This is a genomic window from Sulfitobacter sp. 1A12056 (genome assembly GCF_043558125.1).
GTDB lineage: Bacteria > Pseudomonadota > Alphaproteobacteria > Rhodobacterales > Rhodobacteraceae > Sulfitobacter > Sulfitobacter faviae.
Window position 1 is genome coordinate 568,801 of the sequence record NZ_JBIFFY010000001.1, and the last position, 17,168, is coordinate 585,968.

Sequence of the window (17,168 nt, forward strand, 5' to 3'; positions counted from 1 at the left end):
GGTACGACATGGGTTTCAGCGCGACTTTTTCACGGCAACTGTCCAAATTTATCGCAGGGTTTGCCCTGTTGATTTCGGCACTGGTCCTTGCCGCGCCTGCCACGGCGCAGGTCACCGCCTTCAAACAAGCCGTCGCCGAAGCTGCTGCCCAAGACGATGACATCGCCGCCTTCTACCGTGAGAACGATTATACCGCCATCTGGACCGGGGCCGCCGAAGAGCACCGTGCGCGCCGGTCGGAACTGATGCGGGCGATCACCACGGCGGATGATCATGGCCTGCCGGTCACCCGCTACAACCCCGATGCCGTCTTGGAAATGCTGCGCACAGCCAAGACCCCGCGCGACCGGGGATTCGCCGAGGTGGAGTTGAGCCGCGTGTTCCTGCGCTATGCCCGCGACGTGCAGACCGGTGTGCTGATCCCCAAACGGATCATCAGCCAGATCGTGCGCGAAATTCCATACCGTGACCGCAAGACCTATCTGCAAGACCTGCCCAAATCCACGCCTGCCGCTTATTTCCGCGCCCTGCCGCCGCGCAGCCTTGAGTATAATGCGCTGCTGAAAGAGAAGATCGCGATGGAAAAACTGCTGTCGCAGGGCGGCTGGGGCCCCTCGGTGCCTGCGGGCAAGCTTGAGCCGGGTGATACCGGAAATGACGTGATTGCCCTGCGCAACCGTCTGATCGCCATGGGCTTTCTGAAGCGGTCCAACGCCATGGGCTATGACGCCAGCCTGACCGAAGCCGTGCGCCAGTTCCAAGAGGCCCACGGGCTGAACACCGATGGCGTCGCCGGTCCGGCCACGATGAAACAGATTAACATTGGCGTCGAGCAGCGGCTGCAATCGGTCATGGTCGCACTTGAGCGTGAGCGTTGGTTCAACACCGACCGCGGCAAACGCCATATCCTTGTGAACATCCCCGATTTCTCGGCCAAGATCATCGACGATGGCAAGATCACCTTCCAAACCCGATCGGTCGTGGGGGCCGCGCGCGAGGACCGTCCAACGCCCGAATTCTCGGACGTGATGGAGCATATGGTGGTCAATCCCAGCTGGTATGTGCCGCGGTCGATCGTCACTGGGGAATACCTGCCGCAGCTCAAACGCAACCCCTATGCCGTGGGCCATATCGAGATTACCGACAGCCGGGGCCGCAAGGTGAACCGCGGCGCGGTCAACTTTAGCCGCTACACCGCGCGGACCTTCCCCTTCTCCATGCGCCAACCGCCCAGCAAGACCAATGCTTTGGGTCTGGTGAAGTTCATGTTCCCCAACAAATACAACATCTACCTGCATGACACCCCGGCCAAGAGCCTGTTTGCCCGCGACGTGCGTGCCTTCAGCCATGGCTGCGTGCGTCTGGCCGAGCCCTTTGAATTCGCCTATGCGCTGCTGGCCCCGCAATCAGCAGACCCGGAAGGTGAGTTTCAGGCCATTCTGCGCAGCGGACGCGAGACGCGCGTCGTCCTCGAAGAGCAGGTGCCGGTGCATCTGATTTACCGCACCGCCGTGACCAACGCCCGCGGCCATACCGAATATCGCGATGACGTATATGGCCGGGATGCGCTGATCTGGAACGCACTCTCCAAGGCGGGGGTGGCCTTGCGCGGCGTTCAGGGGTAACTCTCGGGCGCGCAACAAGTAAGGGCCGCCCGAAATGACCTATAGTGTTCAGCAAATCGCCAAAGCCGTCGGCGCCAGCGCCGAGGGTGACATCGAACTCAAGGTAAGCGGCGTCGCGGAACCCGCCAGCGCCAAATCGGGCGAAATGGCGCTGGCGATGGACCCACGCTATGCCAGAAGCCTTTCCGATGGCGCCGCCGAAGTGGCGATGCTTTGGGAAGGGGCCGACTGGCGCGCTCTGGGCCTCAAGGCCGCGATCCTGCCCAACCGCCCGCGCTACGCGCTTTCCGGCGTGACGCGGATGCTCGACAAGGGGCAGGGGTTCAAGCCGGGCATCCACCCCACTGCCGTGATCGACCCCGAGGCCGTGCTGGGCGAAGGCGTCTCGGTCGGCCCCTTGGCGGTGATCTCTGCCGGGGCGCGGATCGGCGCGGGCAGCGTCATCGGGCCGCTGTGTTTTGTCGGCGTGGATGCGACATTGGGCGATGGCTGTTTTCTGCGCGAACATGTCAGCATCGGCGCGCGGATCACCATTGGATCGGGTTTCATCGCGCAGTCGGGCGTGCGCTTGGGCGGCGACGGTTTCTCTTTCGTGACGGCTGAGCTGTCCACCGTGGAAAGCGCGCGGCAAACGCTGGGCTATCAGGGTGATGCCGCCCCGCAGCCTTGGACCCGTATCCATTCGCTCGGCGCCGTGACCATCGGTGCGGATGTCGAAATGGGCATGGGCTCTACCATCGACAACGGCACCATTCGCGACACGCAGGTCGGCGACGGCACGAAAATCGACAACCTCGTGCATATCGGCCACAACGCGGTGATTGGCAAAAACTGCCTGCTCTGCGGGCAGGCGGGCGTTGGCGGCTCGACCCGCGTGGGCGACAATGTGGTGCTGGGCGGGCAGGTCGGTCTGGCGGACAATATCACGATTGGGGACCGGGTGATCGCAGGGGGCGGGACGATCGTGCTGTCCAACGTGCCCGAGGGACGCACGATGCTGGGCTACCCCGCCACACAGATGAGCAAGCAGACCGAAATCTACAAAGCGCTGCGCCGTTTGCCCAAGTTGCTGCGTGATGTCGCGGCCTTGCAAAAGGTGGTTTCCAAAGGCGACAAGGCTGACTAAACCTGCCGCGGACATATGTTGGGGGACGCCGCATGAGCACTCAGGATCAGGTCATTAACATCCTCGCCGAACAGGCCATGATAGAGCCGGAGGATGTCACGCTCGACTGCACGCTCGAAGACCTCGGGATCGACAGCATGGGGGTCGTGGAATGCATCTTTGCGATTGAAGAGACATTCGACATCAGCGTGCCTTTCAACGCCAACAGCCCCAGCGAAAGCGATTTCGACATCTCGACCGTGCGCAGCATCGTCGCCGGGGTGGAACGGCTGCAAGCCGAACAGAGCTGAGCGATGCGGCGCGTTGTCATCACCGGCGCGGGCACGATCAACGCTCTGGGCCTGTCGATGCCCGAAACGCTGGCGGCCATGCGCGAGGGCAAATGTGGCATCGGTCCGCTGGAGTTCCGGGATGTGGAGCGGCTGGCCATCCGCATCGGCGGTCAGGTGCGCGGGTTCGAGGCCGAGGGCCGCTACAACCGCCAGCAAATCGCGCTTTATGATCGGTTCACGCAATTCACCCTCACCGCCGCCCGCGAGGCGATCGAACAATCGGGCCTGACCTTCACCGATGAGTTGGCCGCCCGCGCAGGGGTTGTGCTTGGCACGGCGGGGGGCGGTGTTTCGACATGGGACGACAATTACCGCGCGGTCTACGAAGAGGGCAAAAACCGGGTGCATCCCTTCGTGGTGCCCAAGCTGATGAACAACGCCGCCGCCAGCCATGTCAGCATGGAATGGAACCTGCGCGGGCCGTCTTTCACCGTCTCCACCGCCTGTGCCTCGTCGAACCATGCCATGGCGCAGGCCTTTGCCATGGTCCGCTCTGGCATGAGCCCGGTGATGGTGACGGGCGGATCGGAATCCATGCTCTGCTTTGGTGGGGTGAAGGCTTGGGAAGGGCTGCGCGTGATGAGCCGCGATGCCTGCCGCCCGTTCTCGGCCAATCGCAACGGAATGGTGCAGGGCGAGGGCGCGGGTGTCTTTGTCTTTGAAGACTATGAACACGCGTGCGCGAGGGGAGCCGAGATCCTCTGCGAAGTCTCGGGGTTCGCCATGACCTCAGATGCCAGCGATATCGTCATGCCCTCCAAGGCCGGTGCCGCGCGGGCGATGCAGGGCGCACTGGCCGATGCGGGGATCAACCGCGAAGAAGTCGGCTATATCAACGCGCATGGCACCGGAACGGCGGCGAACGACAAGACCGAATGTGCGGCGGTGGCGAATGTGTTTGGCACTCATGCGGACCGGTTGATGATCTCTTCCACCAAGTCGATGCACGGGCATGTCATCGGCGGCACCGGCGCAGTTGAGCTGCTGGCCTGTATCATGGCGCTGCGGGACGGGGTGATTGCCCCGACCATCGGCTATGAGGAACCCGACCCGGAATGCGCGCTCGACGTGGTGCCGAATGAGGCGCGCGAGGCGCAGGTCGATGTGGCGCTCAGCAATGCTTTCGCCTTTGGCGGGATGAACGCCGTGCTGGCACTGCGCCGCGCCTAAGCGACGCGCGGCCATAAAAAATGCCGCCCCCGAGGTCGGGCGCGGCATTCAAATCGGTAGAATCCAGTCTTACTGCTCGATCACCGACACTTCGTCGTAGCTGGCGGTGAACCCGTCGAGCGAGAGGGTTAGCTTCACTTCCTGATCCGGTGCCAGGGCGGGCACGATGGTCAGCACCGCTTCCTTGCCGCGTTTGAAGGCGCCGATATCGGCATCGGTCAGGCCCATGCGTACATAGCAGCCCACGGGGTTGCAGAAGGCATAGGGATAGCGGCGGGCCTTGCCACCATCGACCGACAGGGTCAGCTGTGCGGGCAGGGCGGTCTCAAGCGGGACGACAACCGTGGCACCGGCCTTGGCCTGACCACCGTCGGGCAGACGGAAGAGCGAGACTTCGGCCACCGGCGCGCCTTCGCCATCGGCGAGGAGTTGGTACATCTGGCAGGGGTCGACCTCTTCCTCGGTCTTGATGCAGCGCATCTCCCAGGAACCGATCTCTTTCTTGGTGTAGGGCTTGCCCAGATCGGGGTCTTTGTCCGCATCTTCACCGAGGCTCAGTTGCTCTTCGATCTGCGAAGCATTGCCGCTAGTGCCGGGCTGGGGCTGCTGCTCTTCGGTCTGAGCGCTGTCTTCTTCCGTGGCAGTCTGGGCGAAAGCCGTCATCGGGGCCGTCAGTGCAAGCGCTGCACAAAGCGGCAGGGCGGTCATAAACTTGCTCATGTCATATCCACATTTGTTGCGTTACCGCCCCTTACCACGCCGCCCCGGGATTGTCAGTGCCAAGGGCCGCATTTCGATCAAGGTTCGGGCAATTTCATGCCGACCCCGACGAAGATGGTTTTCTCACGATGTCAGAGGCTTACAGGGCGGAAATGCAAAAGGGGACGCAGCGCGCCCCCTTTCCGTGTACTTTCTCCCCGTCGGACTGGGCCGACTTATTAATGCCACGTTAGGCAAGCGCGTGATGCCGGTCAACAGGAAAAATGCGACAATCTGTCAGGGTTTTAGCACGGCCCCGGTCAGAAAAAGGGCCGCACCCGAAGGCGCGGCCAAGTCTAACAGGGAGGAAGTACACCCACCCGATGAAAGGACATGCGAGCGGGATGCCTTCACTATGGCGCGCAAAGGTTAAGTTTGTATGCTCTAGTGGAACGGACGAATGGCTAAAATTGACAGAAAGGCCCCAGCGTGAGCAGTGACATCTTTATCGGCGGCGGCGGTCCCGACCATGCGACAAAGCAATTCCTCGATCTTGGCTATGCCAACCGTCACGGGCTGATCGCAGGGGCGACGGGCACGGGCAAAACGGTGACGCTGCAAATCCTCGCCGAGGGTTTTGCCAATGCCGGGGTGCCGGTGTTCTTGTCGGATGTGAAGGGCGATCTGTCCGGCCTTGCCGTCGCGGGGAGCGAGGCCGCCAAACTGCACGGCGCTTTCACCGAACGCGCGGCCAAGATCGGTTTTGACGACTATAGCTATCAATCCTTCCCGGTCACCTTTTGGGATCTCTTTGGTGCGCAGGGCCATCCCGTCCGCACCACGGTATCCGAGATGGGGCCGCTGCTCATCGCGCAGTTGCTCAGCCTGTCCGAGGCGCAGGAGGGCATCCTGAACATCGCCTTCCGCGTGGCCGATGAGGAAGGGATGCCGCTTTTGGACCTGAAAGACCTGCAATCCCTACTGGTCTGGGTCGGCGAAAATGCAAAGGACTTGGCGCTGCGCTATGGCAATGTCTCGACCGCCTCCGTCGGCACCATTCAACGGCGGCTGCTGGTGCTGGAAAACCAAGGCGGCGCGCAGTTGTTTGGCGAGCCGGCGCTGGCGCTCTCGGACCTCATGCGCTGCGACGCCGAAGGGCGCGGGCGGATCAACATCCTCGCCGCTGACAAGCTCATGGCCTCGCCCAAACTCTATGCGACTTTCCTGCTGTGGCTCATGTCCGAACTGTTCGAGGAACTGCCCGAGGTGGGCGACCCCGACAAACCCAAGCTCGTGTTCTTCTTCGACGAGGCGCATCTGCTGTTCGACGATGCGCCCAAGGCGCTGGTCGACAAGGTGGAACAGGTGGCGCGGCTCATCCGCTCCAAAGGCGTCGGGGTTTATTTCGTCACCCAGAACCCCGCCGATGTACCCGACGATATCCTTGGCCAGCTTGGCAACCGTATCCAACACGCGCTACGCGCCTTTACCGCGCGGGATCGTAAGGAACTGCGCCAAGCCGCCGAGACCTACCGCGAGAACCCGCGCTTCGACACCGAAGAGGCGATCCGCGAGGTTGGTGTTGGGGAGGCCGTGACCTCCATGCTGCAACGCAAGGGCGTGCCGGGTGTGGTGGAGCGTACCTTGATCCGACCCCCGTCTTCGCGGCTCGGCCCGATCACCTTGGCGGAGCGTGCGGCGGTGCTGGCGGACTCCGATCTGGCGGGGAAATACGAGACCGTGCAGGACCGCGAGTCCGCCTATGAAATGCTGAAGGCCCGCGCGGAGGCGGCGGCCAAGGAGGCGGAAAAGATCGAAGCCGCGGCAGAGGCCGAGGACGCAGCCGCGCGTGAGTTCCAGAAGGCCCGCCGCTATGGCGGGGCACGCAGCGGCGGCAGCCGGTCAAGCCGCAAGGCGACCGACGGTTTCGGCGATGCCATCGCGAGCGCGGTGATCAAAGAGCTGAAAGGCACCACCGGGCGCCGGATCGTGCGCGGCATCTTGGGCGGATTGTTCAAGGGGCGCTGAAGCGGCCTGAGAAATGAAAAAGGGGCGCGGTAGTGCGACCGCGCCCCTCTTTATCTTGTGAAGCTCTGCGAGCGTTACCGCTCGGGGATCAACCCACGCGGGCTGAAACGCAGGACCAGAAGCAGCACGATGCCCATGGTCAAGAGCCGCATATGCGCCGCGCTCTCGATCAGATGGGCCTTCAGCGCCGATCCTTCGGACATGCCCGCCGTGATCAGGTTCATCAGCCACAGGCCCATCGGCTCGACCTGCACCCAGAGGAACCAGATCAGGAAGCCGCCAAGGATCGCGCCGAAGTTGTTGCCCGAGCCGCCAACGATCACCATCACCCAAATGAGGAAGGTGAAGCGCAGCGGCTGGTAGGTGCCGGGCGTCAACTGGCTGTCCATCGTCGTCATCATCGCCCCCGCGATGCCGCAGATCGCGGAGCCAAGGATGAAGACCTGCAAATGCCGCGCGGTCACGTCTTTGCCCATGGCCTCTGCCGCGACTTCGTTGTCGCGGATCGCGCGCAGCATCCGGCCCCATGGCGAGTGCAGCGCACGCTGGCTCATCCACAACAGGACGATCAGAACAGCGGCGAAGAGCGCGATATAGAGCAGTTTGACCCAGAGCGTCGAGGCGTCTACGGGATCAAAGCCAAGGCCCGCCGCACGTTCCACGAAGGCGGGGTTGTTTTGCAGGTCGATCTCGTAAGGCACGGGGCGGGGCAGGCCGATCACGTTCTTCACGCCACGGCTCATCCAGTCTTCGTTTTTCAGTACCGCGATGATGATCTCGGCAATCCCCAGCGTCGCAATCGCCAGATAGTCCGACCGCAGGCCAAGGGCCGTCTTGCCGATCAGCCACGCCGCGCCAGCGGCAAAGAGGCCGCCCACGGGCCAAGAGATCAGCACCGGCAGGCCAAGACCCCCGAGATAGCCGGTCTGCGCGGGGTTGATCGCCTCGACCGCTTGAACGGCGGGGTCAAGCAGGGCACGGAAGATGAAGAAACCAATGACCAAGACCGCGATCACCGAAAGCGTGCGCAGCGTGCCGGGGGCCATACGCTTCATCAGCATGACCGCCGCCACCACGGTGCCCGCCCCAAGCGCCAGCGCCCCCAGAATGGCGAAACCACCGGTGGACCAAGCGCCCTCGGTCGGGGGCATGGAGACCAGAACAGCCGCCAGACCGCCAAGCGCCACAAAGCCCATGACGCCCACGTTGAACAGACCCGCAAAGCCCCATTGCAGGTTCACCCCAAGCGCCATGATCGAAGAGATCAGACCCATGGCGATGATCAGCAGGGCCGAGTTCCAGCTTTGCGCAAAGCCGGTGTAGATGATCATCAGGGCGATGATCGCGAAAAGGATCGTGTTTTTCACAGTCTGGGTCATACCGATTTCCCCTTGAACAGGCCGGTTGGCTTGATCAGCAGAACGATTAGAAGAATGACGAAGCTGACCGCAAATTTGTAATCCGTGCTCATGAGCTGCACCAAGCCGTCCGGCTGCAACCCTTCGGGCATCACATAGCCCAGCACCTTTTTCCATGCGTAGGTGATCGTGACCTCGCTAAAGGCGATCACGAAACCGCCCGCGATGGCCCCCACCGGAGAGCCGAGCCCGCCGACGATGGCCGCCGCAAAGATCGGCAGCAGAAGTTGGAAATAGGTGAAGGGTTTGAACGACTTGTCGAGGCCATAGAGCGTGCCTGCGATGGTCGCCAAGGCGGCCACGATCATCCATGTGATCATCACCACACGCTCGGGGTTGATGCCCGACAAGAGCGCCAGATCCTCGTTATCGGAATAGGCGCGCATGGATTTGCCCGCCCGCGTCTTGTTGAGGAACCAGAACAGCAATGCGACGACGATGATCGCGGTGACGATGGTGATGCCTTGGGTGGTCTTGAAGGCAAGACCTTCGCGCAGGCCGGTCATTTCTTTGAAATCCCGCGCCGACATGATGAAACGCTGCCCGTCGAGGAAGTTCTGATCGTCCGCGCCGATGATGAAACGGGTGATCCCGTTGTAGATGAAGGTCACGCCGAGCGAGACGATCACGAGGATCACCGGCTTGGCCTTCTGTTCACGGTAGAACTTGTAGACCACCTTGTCGGTGCCGAGCACCAGCAGCATGGTAAAGGCGATGCCGAAGGGCAGGGCCAGAAGCGCCGTCGGCAGCACGCCGAGGCTCAGACCCATGGACTGGAACAGCCATGTCATCAGGATCGTCGCCATGGTGCCCATGGCCATCGTGTCGCCATGGGCGAAGTTGGAAAACCGCAGGATGCCGTAGACCAGCGTCACGCCAAGCGCGCCGAGCGCCAGCTGCGAGCCATAGGCGATGCCCGGAATGAGCACATAGTTCAAAAGTGCAATGAAAGCGTTGAGCAGATCCATGTTCAGCCCCCCAGAAACGATTTGCGGACTTCAGGATCGGCCAAAAGCTCTTTGCCGGTGCCGGTAAAGGCATTCGCCCCCTGCACGAGCACATAGCCTTTGTCCGCGATTTCAAGCGCTTGACGGGCGTTCTGTTCGACCATCAGGATCGGGATGCCCGTGCGGGCGACCTCGATGATCCGGTCGAAAAGCTCGTCCATGACGATGGGCGAGACACCCGCCGTCGGCTCGTCGAGCATCAGCACCTTGGGCTGTGTCATCAGCGCGCGGCCCACGGCCACCTGCTGGCGTTGCCCGCCCGAGAGTTCACCCGCCGCCTGATGGCGCTTTTCCTTGAGGATCGGGAAAAGGTCATAGACCTGCGTCATCGTATCGCGAAAGTCATCGCGGCGGATGAAAGCGCCCATCTCAAGGTTCTCTTCGACCGACATGGAGGTGAAGATGTTCGAGGTTTGGGGCACGAAACCCATGCCCTTGGCCACACGGTCCTGCGGGCTGAGTTCGGTGATGTCTTCACCATCCAGCCGCACATGGCCTTTGCGCATGTCGAGCATGCCGAAGACCGCCTTCATGCCGGTGGATTTGCCCGCCCCGTTGGGGCCGACGATCACCGCGATCTCGCCGCGGTCCACGGCGATGGTGCAGTCATGCAGGATGTCGGGGCCGTTGCCGTAGCCCGCCGTCATGCCGTCACCAATCAGGAAGGGGCCGCCGGGGGCGGGGTGGGTTTTGCCGCTGGCCTTGGGCATGATGCTGCCTTGGCCCTTCGCGTTGCCGACCGACCAATCTTTGTTGCCGCGGTCGCCGTAGGGATCATTGCTCATGCGCCTACCTTGTCCTTGTTCTTCAGCCCGGTGCCGAGATAGGCCTCGATCACCTGTTCGTTCGCCTTGATCTCATCCAACGTGCCTTCGGCCAGCACGTGGCCCTCAGCCATGCAGATCACCGGGTCGCAAAGGCGGCCGATGAAATCCATGTCATGCTCGATCACGACGAAAGTGTAATTGCGCTCTTGGTTAAGCCGGATGATCGCGTCGCCGATGGTGTTCAGCAGCGTCCGGTTCACGCCCGCGCCGACCTCGTCGAGGAAGACGATTTTCGCATCCACCATCATGGTGCGGCCAAGCTCCAGCAGCTTTTTCTGCCCGCCCGAGATCTGGCCCGCTTTCTGTTCGGCGAGATGTTCGATGGTCAGGAACTCAAGCACCTCATCGGCTTTGGCCTTCAGCGCGCGTTCTTCGTTGGCGATGCGTTTGGTGCCGAACCATGTGTTCCACAGCGTCTCGCCCGACTGATTGCCTGGCACCATCATCAAGTTCTCGCGGCACGACATCGAAGAGAACTCATGCGCGATCTGGAAAGTGCGCAGTAGCCCCTTGTGGAAAAGCTCATGCGGGGGCAGGCCGGTGATGTCCTCCCCGTCCATGGTGACGCGGCCCGAAGTGGGCTGAAGCACGCCGGCAATTACGTTGAACAGCGTGGTTTTCCCCGCGCCATTTGGGCCGATCAAACCAGTGATCGATCCTTTCTCGATCGACAGGCTTGCCCCGTCGACGGCGTGAAACCCGCCGAAGTGTTTGTGTACGTCGTCTACGACGATCATATGTCCATCCCCGTGTCCGCCACCTTGTGGCTGGTTTTTATTGGTCGTCATACGGTGGCTCGCACGAATGCACGCCGCCATACCTGTTTACAATGTGCTGAGATTCTTGAAAGGGACCGCTGCGGTCCTGATCTGAGGAAAGCTTTCCGCTGCCTCGTCAAAGGCAAATTGCGCCGCATTGCTGAAATCACGTTCAGCGAAATACATGCCCAAAGCCCTGACCGGCACGGCCATACGTTGCTTTTTCATCCTGTCCTCCCAGACGGGACGTGTTTTCCACGTCCTCAATAGGGGATTTGTACTGGCTGCATCCCCGGAAGAAAAGCGGATTTCCTAAGCAAAAGGCCCGATCGCACTGCGACCGGGCCTCTCTTAGCGGTTAGATGGTAGCGCGGATCAGCGGTAGCCGACCGTGACCATCTTGCCGTCCTTCATCTCGATCTCGCGGTAGTTGCCCGCGCTCTCGCCCGGTCCGATCAACTCGACCGCCGAGGCACCGACATAGTCCACGTCGCCGCCGTCTTTGATGATCTGAAGCGCTTTGCCCAGTTCACCCGGCAGGATTTTCTCACCCGGGGCGTTGGCGACTTCCATCACCTTTTCCTTGTACTCCGCCGGATCGTTGGAGCCCGCGGCCTGCATCGCCAGCAGCATCAGCGCTGCCGCGTCATAGGATTCAGGCGAGAAAGCGTTGGTCGGCTCGAAACCGGCTTCCTTGCCCATCTTCTTGTAGTTGTCCGGGCCTTCGCCAGCAGCACTCGGGTTCTGACCAAAGGAGCCATCCGCGATCTCGGCGAATTTCTCTTCCAGCGTGTCGGAGACCATGCCGTCGGGGAACATGAAGACGTCGAATGCACCGGCGTCCAGCGCACCGTTCACGATGCCCGCGCCACCTTGGTCGACATAGCCTGCCACGACCAGAACCTCACCACCGGCAGAGGCCAGCGCGCCGACTTCGGCGGAGTAATCCGCTTTGCCGTCTTCATGCGAGGTGTTGATGGTCACGGTGCCGCCGGATTCTTTGTAAGCGGTCTCAAAGCTGTCGGCCAAACCTTTACCATAGTCGTTGTTGGTATAGGTGACGGCGACTTCCTTGATGCCACGGTCGTTCAGGATGTCGGCCATGACCTGACCCTGACGCGCATCCGATGGGGAGGTGCGGAAGAACAGGCCGTTGTCTTCGACCGTCGACAACGCCGGGGATGTCGCGGAGGGCGAGATCATCACGATGCCGTTCGGAATGGCCACGTTCTGCAGCGAGGCGGTGGTTTCACCCGAGCACATGCCGCCGACGATGCCGCTCACGCGGTCGGAGGTGATCAGACGCTCAGCCGAGGCCACGGCCAAACCCGCGTCGATGCAGCCGGTGTCGCCACGCTCGGACGAAACGGTGGCACCGTCGAGGAACATGCCGCTCTCGTTAACTTCGGAAATTGCCAGTTCGGCACCGGCGGCCATGTCATTGGCCAGCGATTCCAGCGGGCCGGTGAAGCCCAGCAGAATGCCGATCTTGGTGTCTTCAGCATGCGCGCCAGTGGCGAGCAGGGCAACGGCCGTTGTGGCCATCAGTATTTTTTTCATTTGGTACTCTCCCTTAGTTGAACTCTCGTTCTGATCGAACGTTAGGTTGTGGTTTCGAAAAAGAAAAGGCGATTTATAAAGTGTTTTTCGCAGGCTTTTCGCGGGATACGGGCGCGATGGTGGAAATGGGCGGGTCGCTGGCTATGTCTAGACCCAAGCCCCATGCCCACAGGAGCCTGCTCATGACATTCGCCAAACATATCGCGACCGCCACTGCCCTCACCCTTTGCAGCCTTTCCGCCGCAGGCACCGCCAGCGCACAAAGCGGCCTGACGATCACGCCCATCGCCGAGAATCTGGAGGCCCCTTGGGGCGTCGCGCCTTTGCCCGATGGCGGTCTGTTGGTGACCGAGAAAGCCGGTCGTCTGATCTACCAAAAGGACGGCGCTCGGCATGAGGTCACGGGCCTGCCGCAGGTGGCCGTGGTCGGGCAGGGCGGCCTGTTGGACATTACCTTGGCCGGGGATTTCGCGCAAAGCCGCCTGCTGTTCCTGACCTATGCCAAACCCCAAGAGAGTGGCGGCGCGGGGACCGCCTTGGCCAGCGCGAAACTGTCCAAGGATACCCGCAGTCTGGAAAACCTGACCGAGCTTTTCGCCATGAAACCCGGCAGCAGCGGCGGCCAGCACTTCGGTTCGCGCGTGGTCGAGGCACCGGATGGCACGCTGCTGGTCACTATTGGCGAACGCGGCGACCGTCCGGCGGCGCAGGACCGCAGCACGCATAACGGCAGCATCATTAGGGTGAACCGCGACGGCTCGGTTCCCGATGACAATCCCTTTGTCGACACGCCCGACGTGCTGCCCGAAATCTGGTCCTACGGCCATCGCAACCCGCAAGGGGCGGGGCTGGATCTGGATGGGCGGCTTTGGGTGTCGGAACACGGGGCCAAGGGCGGGGATGAGGTGAACCGCATCACCAAAGGCACGAATTACGGCTGGCCCGTGATTTCCTACGGTGAGCACTATTCGGGCGCGAAGATCGGTGAGGGCACGGCGAAGGAAGGGATGGCGCAGCCCGAATTCTACTGGGACCCTTCCATCGCGCCTGCGGGGCTGATGGTCTACTCCGGCGCGCTTTTCCCTGAATGGGAAGGTGACATCTTCGTCGGTTCGCTCAAGTTCGACTATATCGCCCGGCTAAGCGGCACGCCGCTGGAAGAGGTGGCGCAAATCAAGACCGACGAGACCGCCCGCGTGCGCGATGTCGTCGAAGGGCCCGAGGGTGGGATCTGGTTCATTTCAGAGGTCAACGGCACCGTCTACCGCATCACGCCCTAACCCTCAGGCGGGCTGCCGGGTGGATTGGCTGCCGCGCTCACGATAAGGCGTGGTCTGGTAATGCGCCCGGTAACATTTCGAGAAATGCGAGGGCGAGGCAAAGCCGCAGGCCAGCGCCACGTTGATCACGCTCATATCTGTCTGCATCAACAGGTTGCGCGCCTTTTGCAGCCGCAATTCCATATAGTAGCGTTTTGGGCTGCGGTTCAGGTAGCGCCGAAACAGACGCTCTAGCTGCCGGGTCGACATGCCCACGTCGCGGGCGAGGATGGAGGGGCTGATCGGCTCTTCGATATTGCGCTCCATCTGCTGAATAACTTGGGAAAGCTTGGGATGGCGCACGCCGATTCGCGTGGGCACCGACAGGCGCTGCGTGTCTTGGTCGGTGCGGATCGAGGAATAAATGAGCTGATCCGCCACGGCGTTGGCCGTCTCCTCTCCATGATCATCGGCAATGAGTTTCAGCATCATGTCCAAAGAAGACGTGCCACCCGCCGTGGTCAGCCGGTTGCCATCGACCACGAAGACCGATTTCGTCAGAATGACTTCTTCAAATTCCTCGCCGAAACTGTCCTGATTCTCCCAATGGATCGTGGCGCGTTTGCCGTCGAGCAGCCCCGCCTTGGCCAGCGTATGTGCCGCGGTACAAAGCCCGCCAACAACCAGCCCCTTGCGCGCCTCGCGGCGCAGCCATGCCAGCAGCTTCTTGGTGGTCGCGGCCTGCACGCCGATGCCGCCGCAGATCATGATGGTGTCGTCGCGGCCCAACTCTTCAAGCCCGCCGTCCAGCGCGAAAACCGCGCCGGATGAGCTTACACAGGTCTCACCGCTTTCGCCCACGACCTGCCATTCATAGACCTCGCGTTCGAGCATGCGGTTGGTGATCCGCAGGCATTCCACCGCCGAGGCAAAGCTCAGAAGGGTGAAATTCTCCAACAACACAAAGACGAAGCGCCGCGGCTTGTCGGTCTGGGGGGGCATGCGGGTGGCCGGGCGCGGTTGGGACATCACGGCGTCTTTCTATTCAGGTCGTCTCTGCCGACATGTGCCATGGCCGCCAGAACTTACCGGAAACATTGCCCACGGGCCTCACGCCACGTCAATAGGGCGCATTTCGGTTCTGGTCACTTTCCCCGCGCCTTTGTATAGAGAAAGATCACGAAGCGCCGACACTCGGCGCTGTGGAGCGGAGTAGAAAGATGACAGACTGGAGCACCTCGAGCTGGCGCAGCAAACCGCGCGTCCAGATGCCCGATTACCCTGACCAAGCCGCATTGGAAGCGGTTGAGGCACAGCTGGCACGCTATCCGGTCCTCGTTTTTGCGGGCGAAGCACGCCGGTTGAAGAAACATCTGGCCGCCGCGGGCCGTGGCGAAGCCTTCCTTTTGCAGGGCGGCGACTGTGCCGAGAGCTTTGAACAGTTCAGCTCGGACGCCATTCGCGACACCTTCAAGGTAATGTTGCAGATGGCCATCGTGCTGACCCATGGGGCCAAGGTGCCGGTGATCAAACTGGGGCGCATGGCCGGCCAATTCGCCAAACCGCGCTCGGCCCCGACCGAAGTGGTGGATGGCGTGGAACTGCCCAGCTACCGCGGCGATATCATCAACGATCTGGCCTTCAACGAAGCGGCGCGTATCCCCGACCCGCAAAAGATGCTGCGCGCCTATACGCAGGCCGCCGCCACGCTGAACCTTTTGCGCGCCTTCTCGACCGGGGGCTATGCTGATGTGCATCAGGTCCACGGCTGGACGCTGGGATTCACCGACGACGAAAAGGCCGAGAAATACCGTGAGATCGCCAACCGCATCTCTGACACACTTGATTTCATGGCCGCCGCAGGGGTGACCGCCGAAACCGCACATACGCTGCAATCGGTGGAATTCTACACCAGCCACGAAGCGCTGTTGCTGGAGTATGAAGAGGCGCTTTGCCGCCGTGACAGCCAAACCGGGAAGTGGCTCGCAGGCTCGGGTCACATGATCTGGATCGGTGACCGCACGCGGCAACCCGACGGGGCGCATGTGGAGTTTGCCAGCGGCGTGCAAAACCCGATTGGCCTGAAGTGTGGTCCCTCGATGACCAGCGATGACCTCAAGCAGTTGATGGCCAAGCTGAACCCCGAGAATGAAGAGGGCCGTCTCACCCTGATTTCGCGCTTTGGTGCGGGGCAGGTGGGCGATCACCTGCCGCGTTTGATCAAGACCGTTCAGGAAGAGGGCGCCAATGTCGTCTGGACCTGTGACGCGATGCACGGCAACACGATCAAATCCTCTACCGGCTACAAGACCCGGCCCTTCGATTCCGTGCTGCGCGAAGTGCATGAGTTCTTTGCCGTGCATAACGCCGAAGGTTCCGTCCCCGGTGGTGTGCATTTCGAGATGACCGGCCAAGACGTGACCGAATGCACCGGCGGTGTGCGGGCGGTCAGCGACGAGGATCTGTCGGACCGTTACCACACGGCCTGCGACCCGCGGCTCAATGCCAGCCAGTCGCTGGAACTGGCCTTCCTCGTGGCGGAGGAACTGTCGAACCGCCGCGTGGCTCAAACGGCGCGGGCGGCGGGGTAGCAGCCTCAGCCTGCACTCGATTGTGACGAAAGAAACGCCGTCCCGTTTTCCGGGGCGGCGTTTTCGCGTTCCGAGGGCGGCGGACGGGCTATTCCTGCTCTGACTTCACCAGACGCAGATAGGGCGGGTTCTCACCCGTCGGGGCGGCGGTGAAGCTTGCCTTCGGCTCTGCGAATCCGGTTTCGCGTGGCAAGAGCGGCTGCTGCAGGGGATCGGCATGGCGCAGAGGTTTGGCCAACCCGCCAAAGGCGCTATGCCGCGTGGCCTGCGCCAGATCGAAACGCCGTGGGGTTTGTCCGATCTCCCCCAGCACGACAAGACAGCCCAGCACCCGACTGACATCGCCCAGATCGCTTTTCAGCGGCAAGAGCAGCATCCGCCCCGTCAAGGCAGGCCGCCCATAGCTCGCCGCCGCGCCCAGGTCCAGTGTGATTTGGCCGGGCATCTGAAACACTTCTTCCAGCGCTTCGCCGACGCGGGGGCGTGACTGCGAGCCGAAAAAGGCGGTGATCGGCATGCCGCGCACCTCCATCCCCATGAGATCGCGCAGATGGTCGCCCGCAATCCGCAACCGTCCGACACCCACGGCGACACGTTCGAGGATAAAGGCATATTCCAATGCCTGCTCGATCCCGCGCGGGTCGATATCCGACCGCCGCGGCATCAACCTGTTGCCGCGCAGGGCCTCCCAATAGGCTTCGACCTGCGCGAGCGGGCCATAGCCAACATGCGTCCGATGATCTGACATGGCGACAACATTCTGCGCGG

General features: G+C 62.0%; 16 protein-coding genes. 7 read left to right on the forward strand and 9 right to left on the reverse strand.

Features of this window, described 5'->3' with window-relative positions:
* The first annotated feature begins 8 nt into the window (after positions 1 to 8).
* The 4 genes from ACGYLD_RS02815 to ACGYLD_RS02830 are packed head-to-tail and all read left to right on the forward strand — an operon-like array spanning position 9 to position 4,253.
* A complete protein-coding gene (locus ACGYLD_RS02815) occupies positions 9 to 1,625 on the forward strand; it encodes a murein L,D-transpeptidase (RefSeq protein WP_271691319.1) in 1,617 nt (538 codons plus the stop codon).
* Between the two features lie 34 nt (positions 1,626 to 1,659).
* Positions 1,660 to 2,751 (forward strand): UDP-3-O-(3-hydroxymyristoyl)glucosamine N-acyltransferase, encoded by a 1,092-nt coding sequence (gene lpxD / locus ACGYLD_RS02820; RefSeq protein ID WP_394401050.1) that lies wholly within the window; start codon positions 1,660 to 1,662, stop codon positions 2,749 to 2,751.
* A gap of 32 nt (positions 2,752 to 2,783) precedes the next feature.
* Positions 2,784 to 3,041 carry an acyl carrier protein gene (locus ACGYLD_RS02825; RefSeq protein WP_394401053.1) on the forward strand — a complete coding sequence of 86 codons (258 nt, stop codon included), beginning with the start codon at positions 2,784 to 2,786 and terminating at the stop codon, positions 3,039 to 3,041.
* Positions 3,042 to 3,044: 3 nt separating this feature from the next.
* The gene (locus tag ACGYLD_RS02830) at positions 3,045 to 4,253 is read left to right on the forward strand and encodes a beta-ketoacyl-[acyl-carrier-protein] synthase family protein (protein WP_394401056.1); all 1,209 of its coding nucleotides are present in this window, start codon (positions 3,045 to 3,047) and stop codon (positions 4,251 to 4,253) included.
* Positions 4,254 to 4,322: 69 nt separating this feature from the next.
* On the opposite strand, the gene ACGYLD_RS02835 is transcribed toward ACGYLD_RS02830, so the two are convergent.
* Positions 4,323 to 4,973 (reverse strand): invasion associated locus B family protein, encoded by a 651-nt coding sequence (locus tag ACGYLD_RS02835; protein WP_394401059.1) that lies wholly within the window; start codon positions 4,971 to 4,973, stop codon positions 4,323 to 4,325.
* Between the two features lie 468 nt (positions 4,974 to 5,441).
* Between ACGYLD_RS02835 and ACGYLD_RS02840 the strand changes: the two genes are divergently transcribed.
* Positions 5,442 to 6,980 carry a helicase HerA-like domain-containing protein gene (locus ACGYLD_RS02840; protein WP_394401062.1) on the forward strand — a complete coding sequence of 513 codons (1,539 nt, stop codon included), beginning with the start codon at positions 5,442 to 5,444 and terminating at the stop codon, positions 6,978 to 6,980.
* 74 nt (positions 6,981 to 7,054) lie between these two features.
* On the opposite strand, the gene ACGYLD_RS02845 is transcribed toward ACGYLD_RS02840, so the two are convergent.
* The 6 genes from ACGYLD_RS02845 to ACGYLD_RS02870 form a co-directional block, all read right to left on the reverse strand.
* Positions 7,055 to 8,359 (reverse strand): branched-chain amino acid ABC transporter permease, encoded by a 1,305-nt coding sequence (locus ACGYLD_RS02845; RefSeq protein ID WP_271691311.1) that lies wholly within the window; start codon positions 8,357 to 8,359, stop codon positions 7,055 to 7,057.
* Entirely contained in the window at positions 8,356 to 9,366 is a 1,011-nt protein-coding gene (locus ACGYLD_RS02850; RefSeq protein ID WP_271691310.1) for a branched-chain amino acid ABC transporter permease, read from the reverse strand. The genes ACGYLD_RS02845 and ACGYLD_RS02850 overlap by 4 nt, the downstream gene beginning before the upstream one ends.
* A gap of 2 nt (positions 9,367 to 9,368) precedes the next feature.
* Positions 9,369 to 10,190 (reverse strand): ABC transporter ATP-binding protein, encoded by an 822-nt coding sequence (locus ACGYLD_RS02855; protein WP_209217788.1) that lies wholly within the window; start codon positions 10,188 to 10,190, stop codon positions 9,369 to 9,371.
* Entirely contained in the window at positions 10,187 to 10,969 is a 783-nt protein-coding gene (locus ACGYLD_RS02860; protein ID WP_067266791.1) for an ABC transporter ATP-binding protein, read from the reverse strand. Before ACGYLD_RS02860 ends, ACGYLD_RS02855 begins: the two co-directional genes overlap by 4 nt.
* 87 nt (positions 10,970 to 11,056) lie before the next feature.
* Positions 11,057 to 11,218, reverse strand: a complete 162-nt coding sequence (locus ACGYLD_RS02865) for a hypothetical protein (protein ID WP_271691309.1) — start codon at positions 11,216 to 11,218, stop codon at positions 11,057 to 11,059.
* A 147-nt stretch (positions 11,219 to 11,365) separates the two neighbouring features.
* Positions 11,366 to 12,550, reverse strand: coding sequence for an ABC transporter substrate-binding protein (locus ACGYLD_RS02870; protein ID WP_067266789.1), 1,185 nt, complete (start codon positions 12,548 to 12,550; stop codon positions 11,366 to 11,368).
* A 182-nt stretch (positions 12,551 to 12,732) separates the two neighbouring features.
* Between ACGYLD_RS02870 and ACGYLD_RS02875 the strand changes: the two genes are divergently transcribed.
* Positions 12,733 to 13,830: a PQQ-dependent sugar dehydrogenase gene (locus tag ACGYLD_RS02875; protein ID WP_271691308.1), complete on the forward strand. Its 1,098-nt coding sequence runs from the start codon at positions 12,733 to 12,735 to the stop codon at positions 13,828 to 13,830.
* A gap of 3 nt (positions 13,831 to 13,833) precedes the next feature.
* Here the strand turns inward: ACGYLD_RS02875 and ACGYLD_RS02880 are convergent, their stop codons facing one another.
* The gene (locus ACGYLD_RS02880) at positions 13,834 to 14,838 is read right to left on the reverse strand and encodes a GlxA family transcriptional regulator (protein WP_271687273.1); all 1,005 of its coding nucleotides are present in this window, start codon (positions 14,836 to 14,838) and stop codon (positions 13,834 to 13,836) included.
* Positions 14,839 to 15,029: 191 nt separating this feature from the next.
* On the opposite strand from ACGYLD_RS02880, the gene ACGYLD_RS02885 reads away from it, so the two are divergent.
* Complete coding sequence (locus ACGYLD_RS02885; protein ID WP_271687274.1) at positions 15,030 to 16,400, forward strand: class II 3-deoxy-7-phosphoheptulonate synthase; 1,371 nt, start codon at positions 15,030 to 15,032, stop codon at positions 16,398 to 16,400.
* Between the two features lie 88 nt (positions 16,401 to 16,488).
* Here the strand turns inward: ACGYLD_RS02885 and ACGYLD_RS02890 are convergent, their stop codons facing one another.
* A complete protein-coding gene (locus ACGYLD_RS02890) occupies positions 16,489 to 17,148 on the reverse strand; it encodes a PAS domain-containing protein (RefSeq protein WP_271691307.1) in 660 nt (219 codons plus the stop codon).
* Between the last annotated feature and the right edge of the window lie 20 nt (positions 17,149 to 17,168).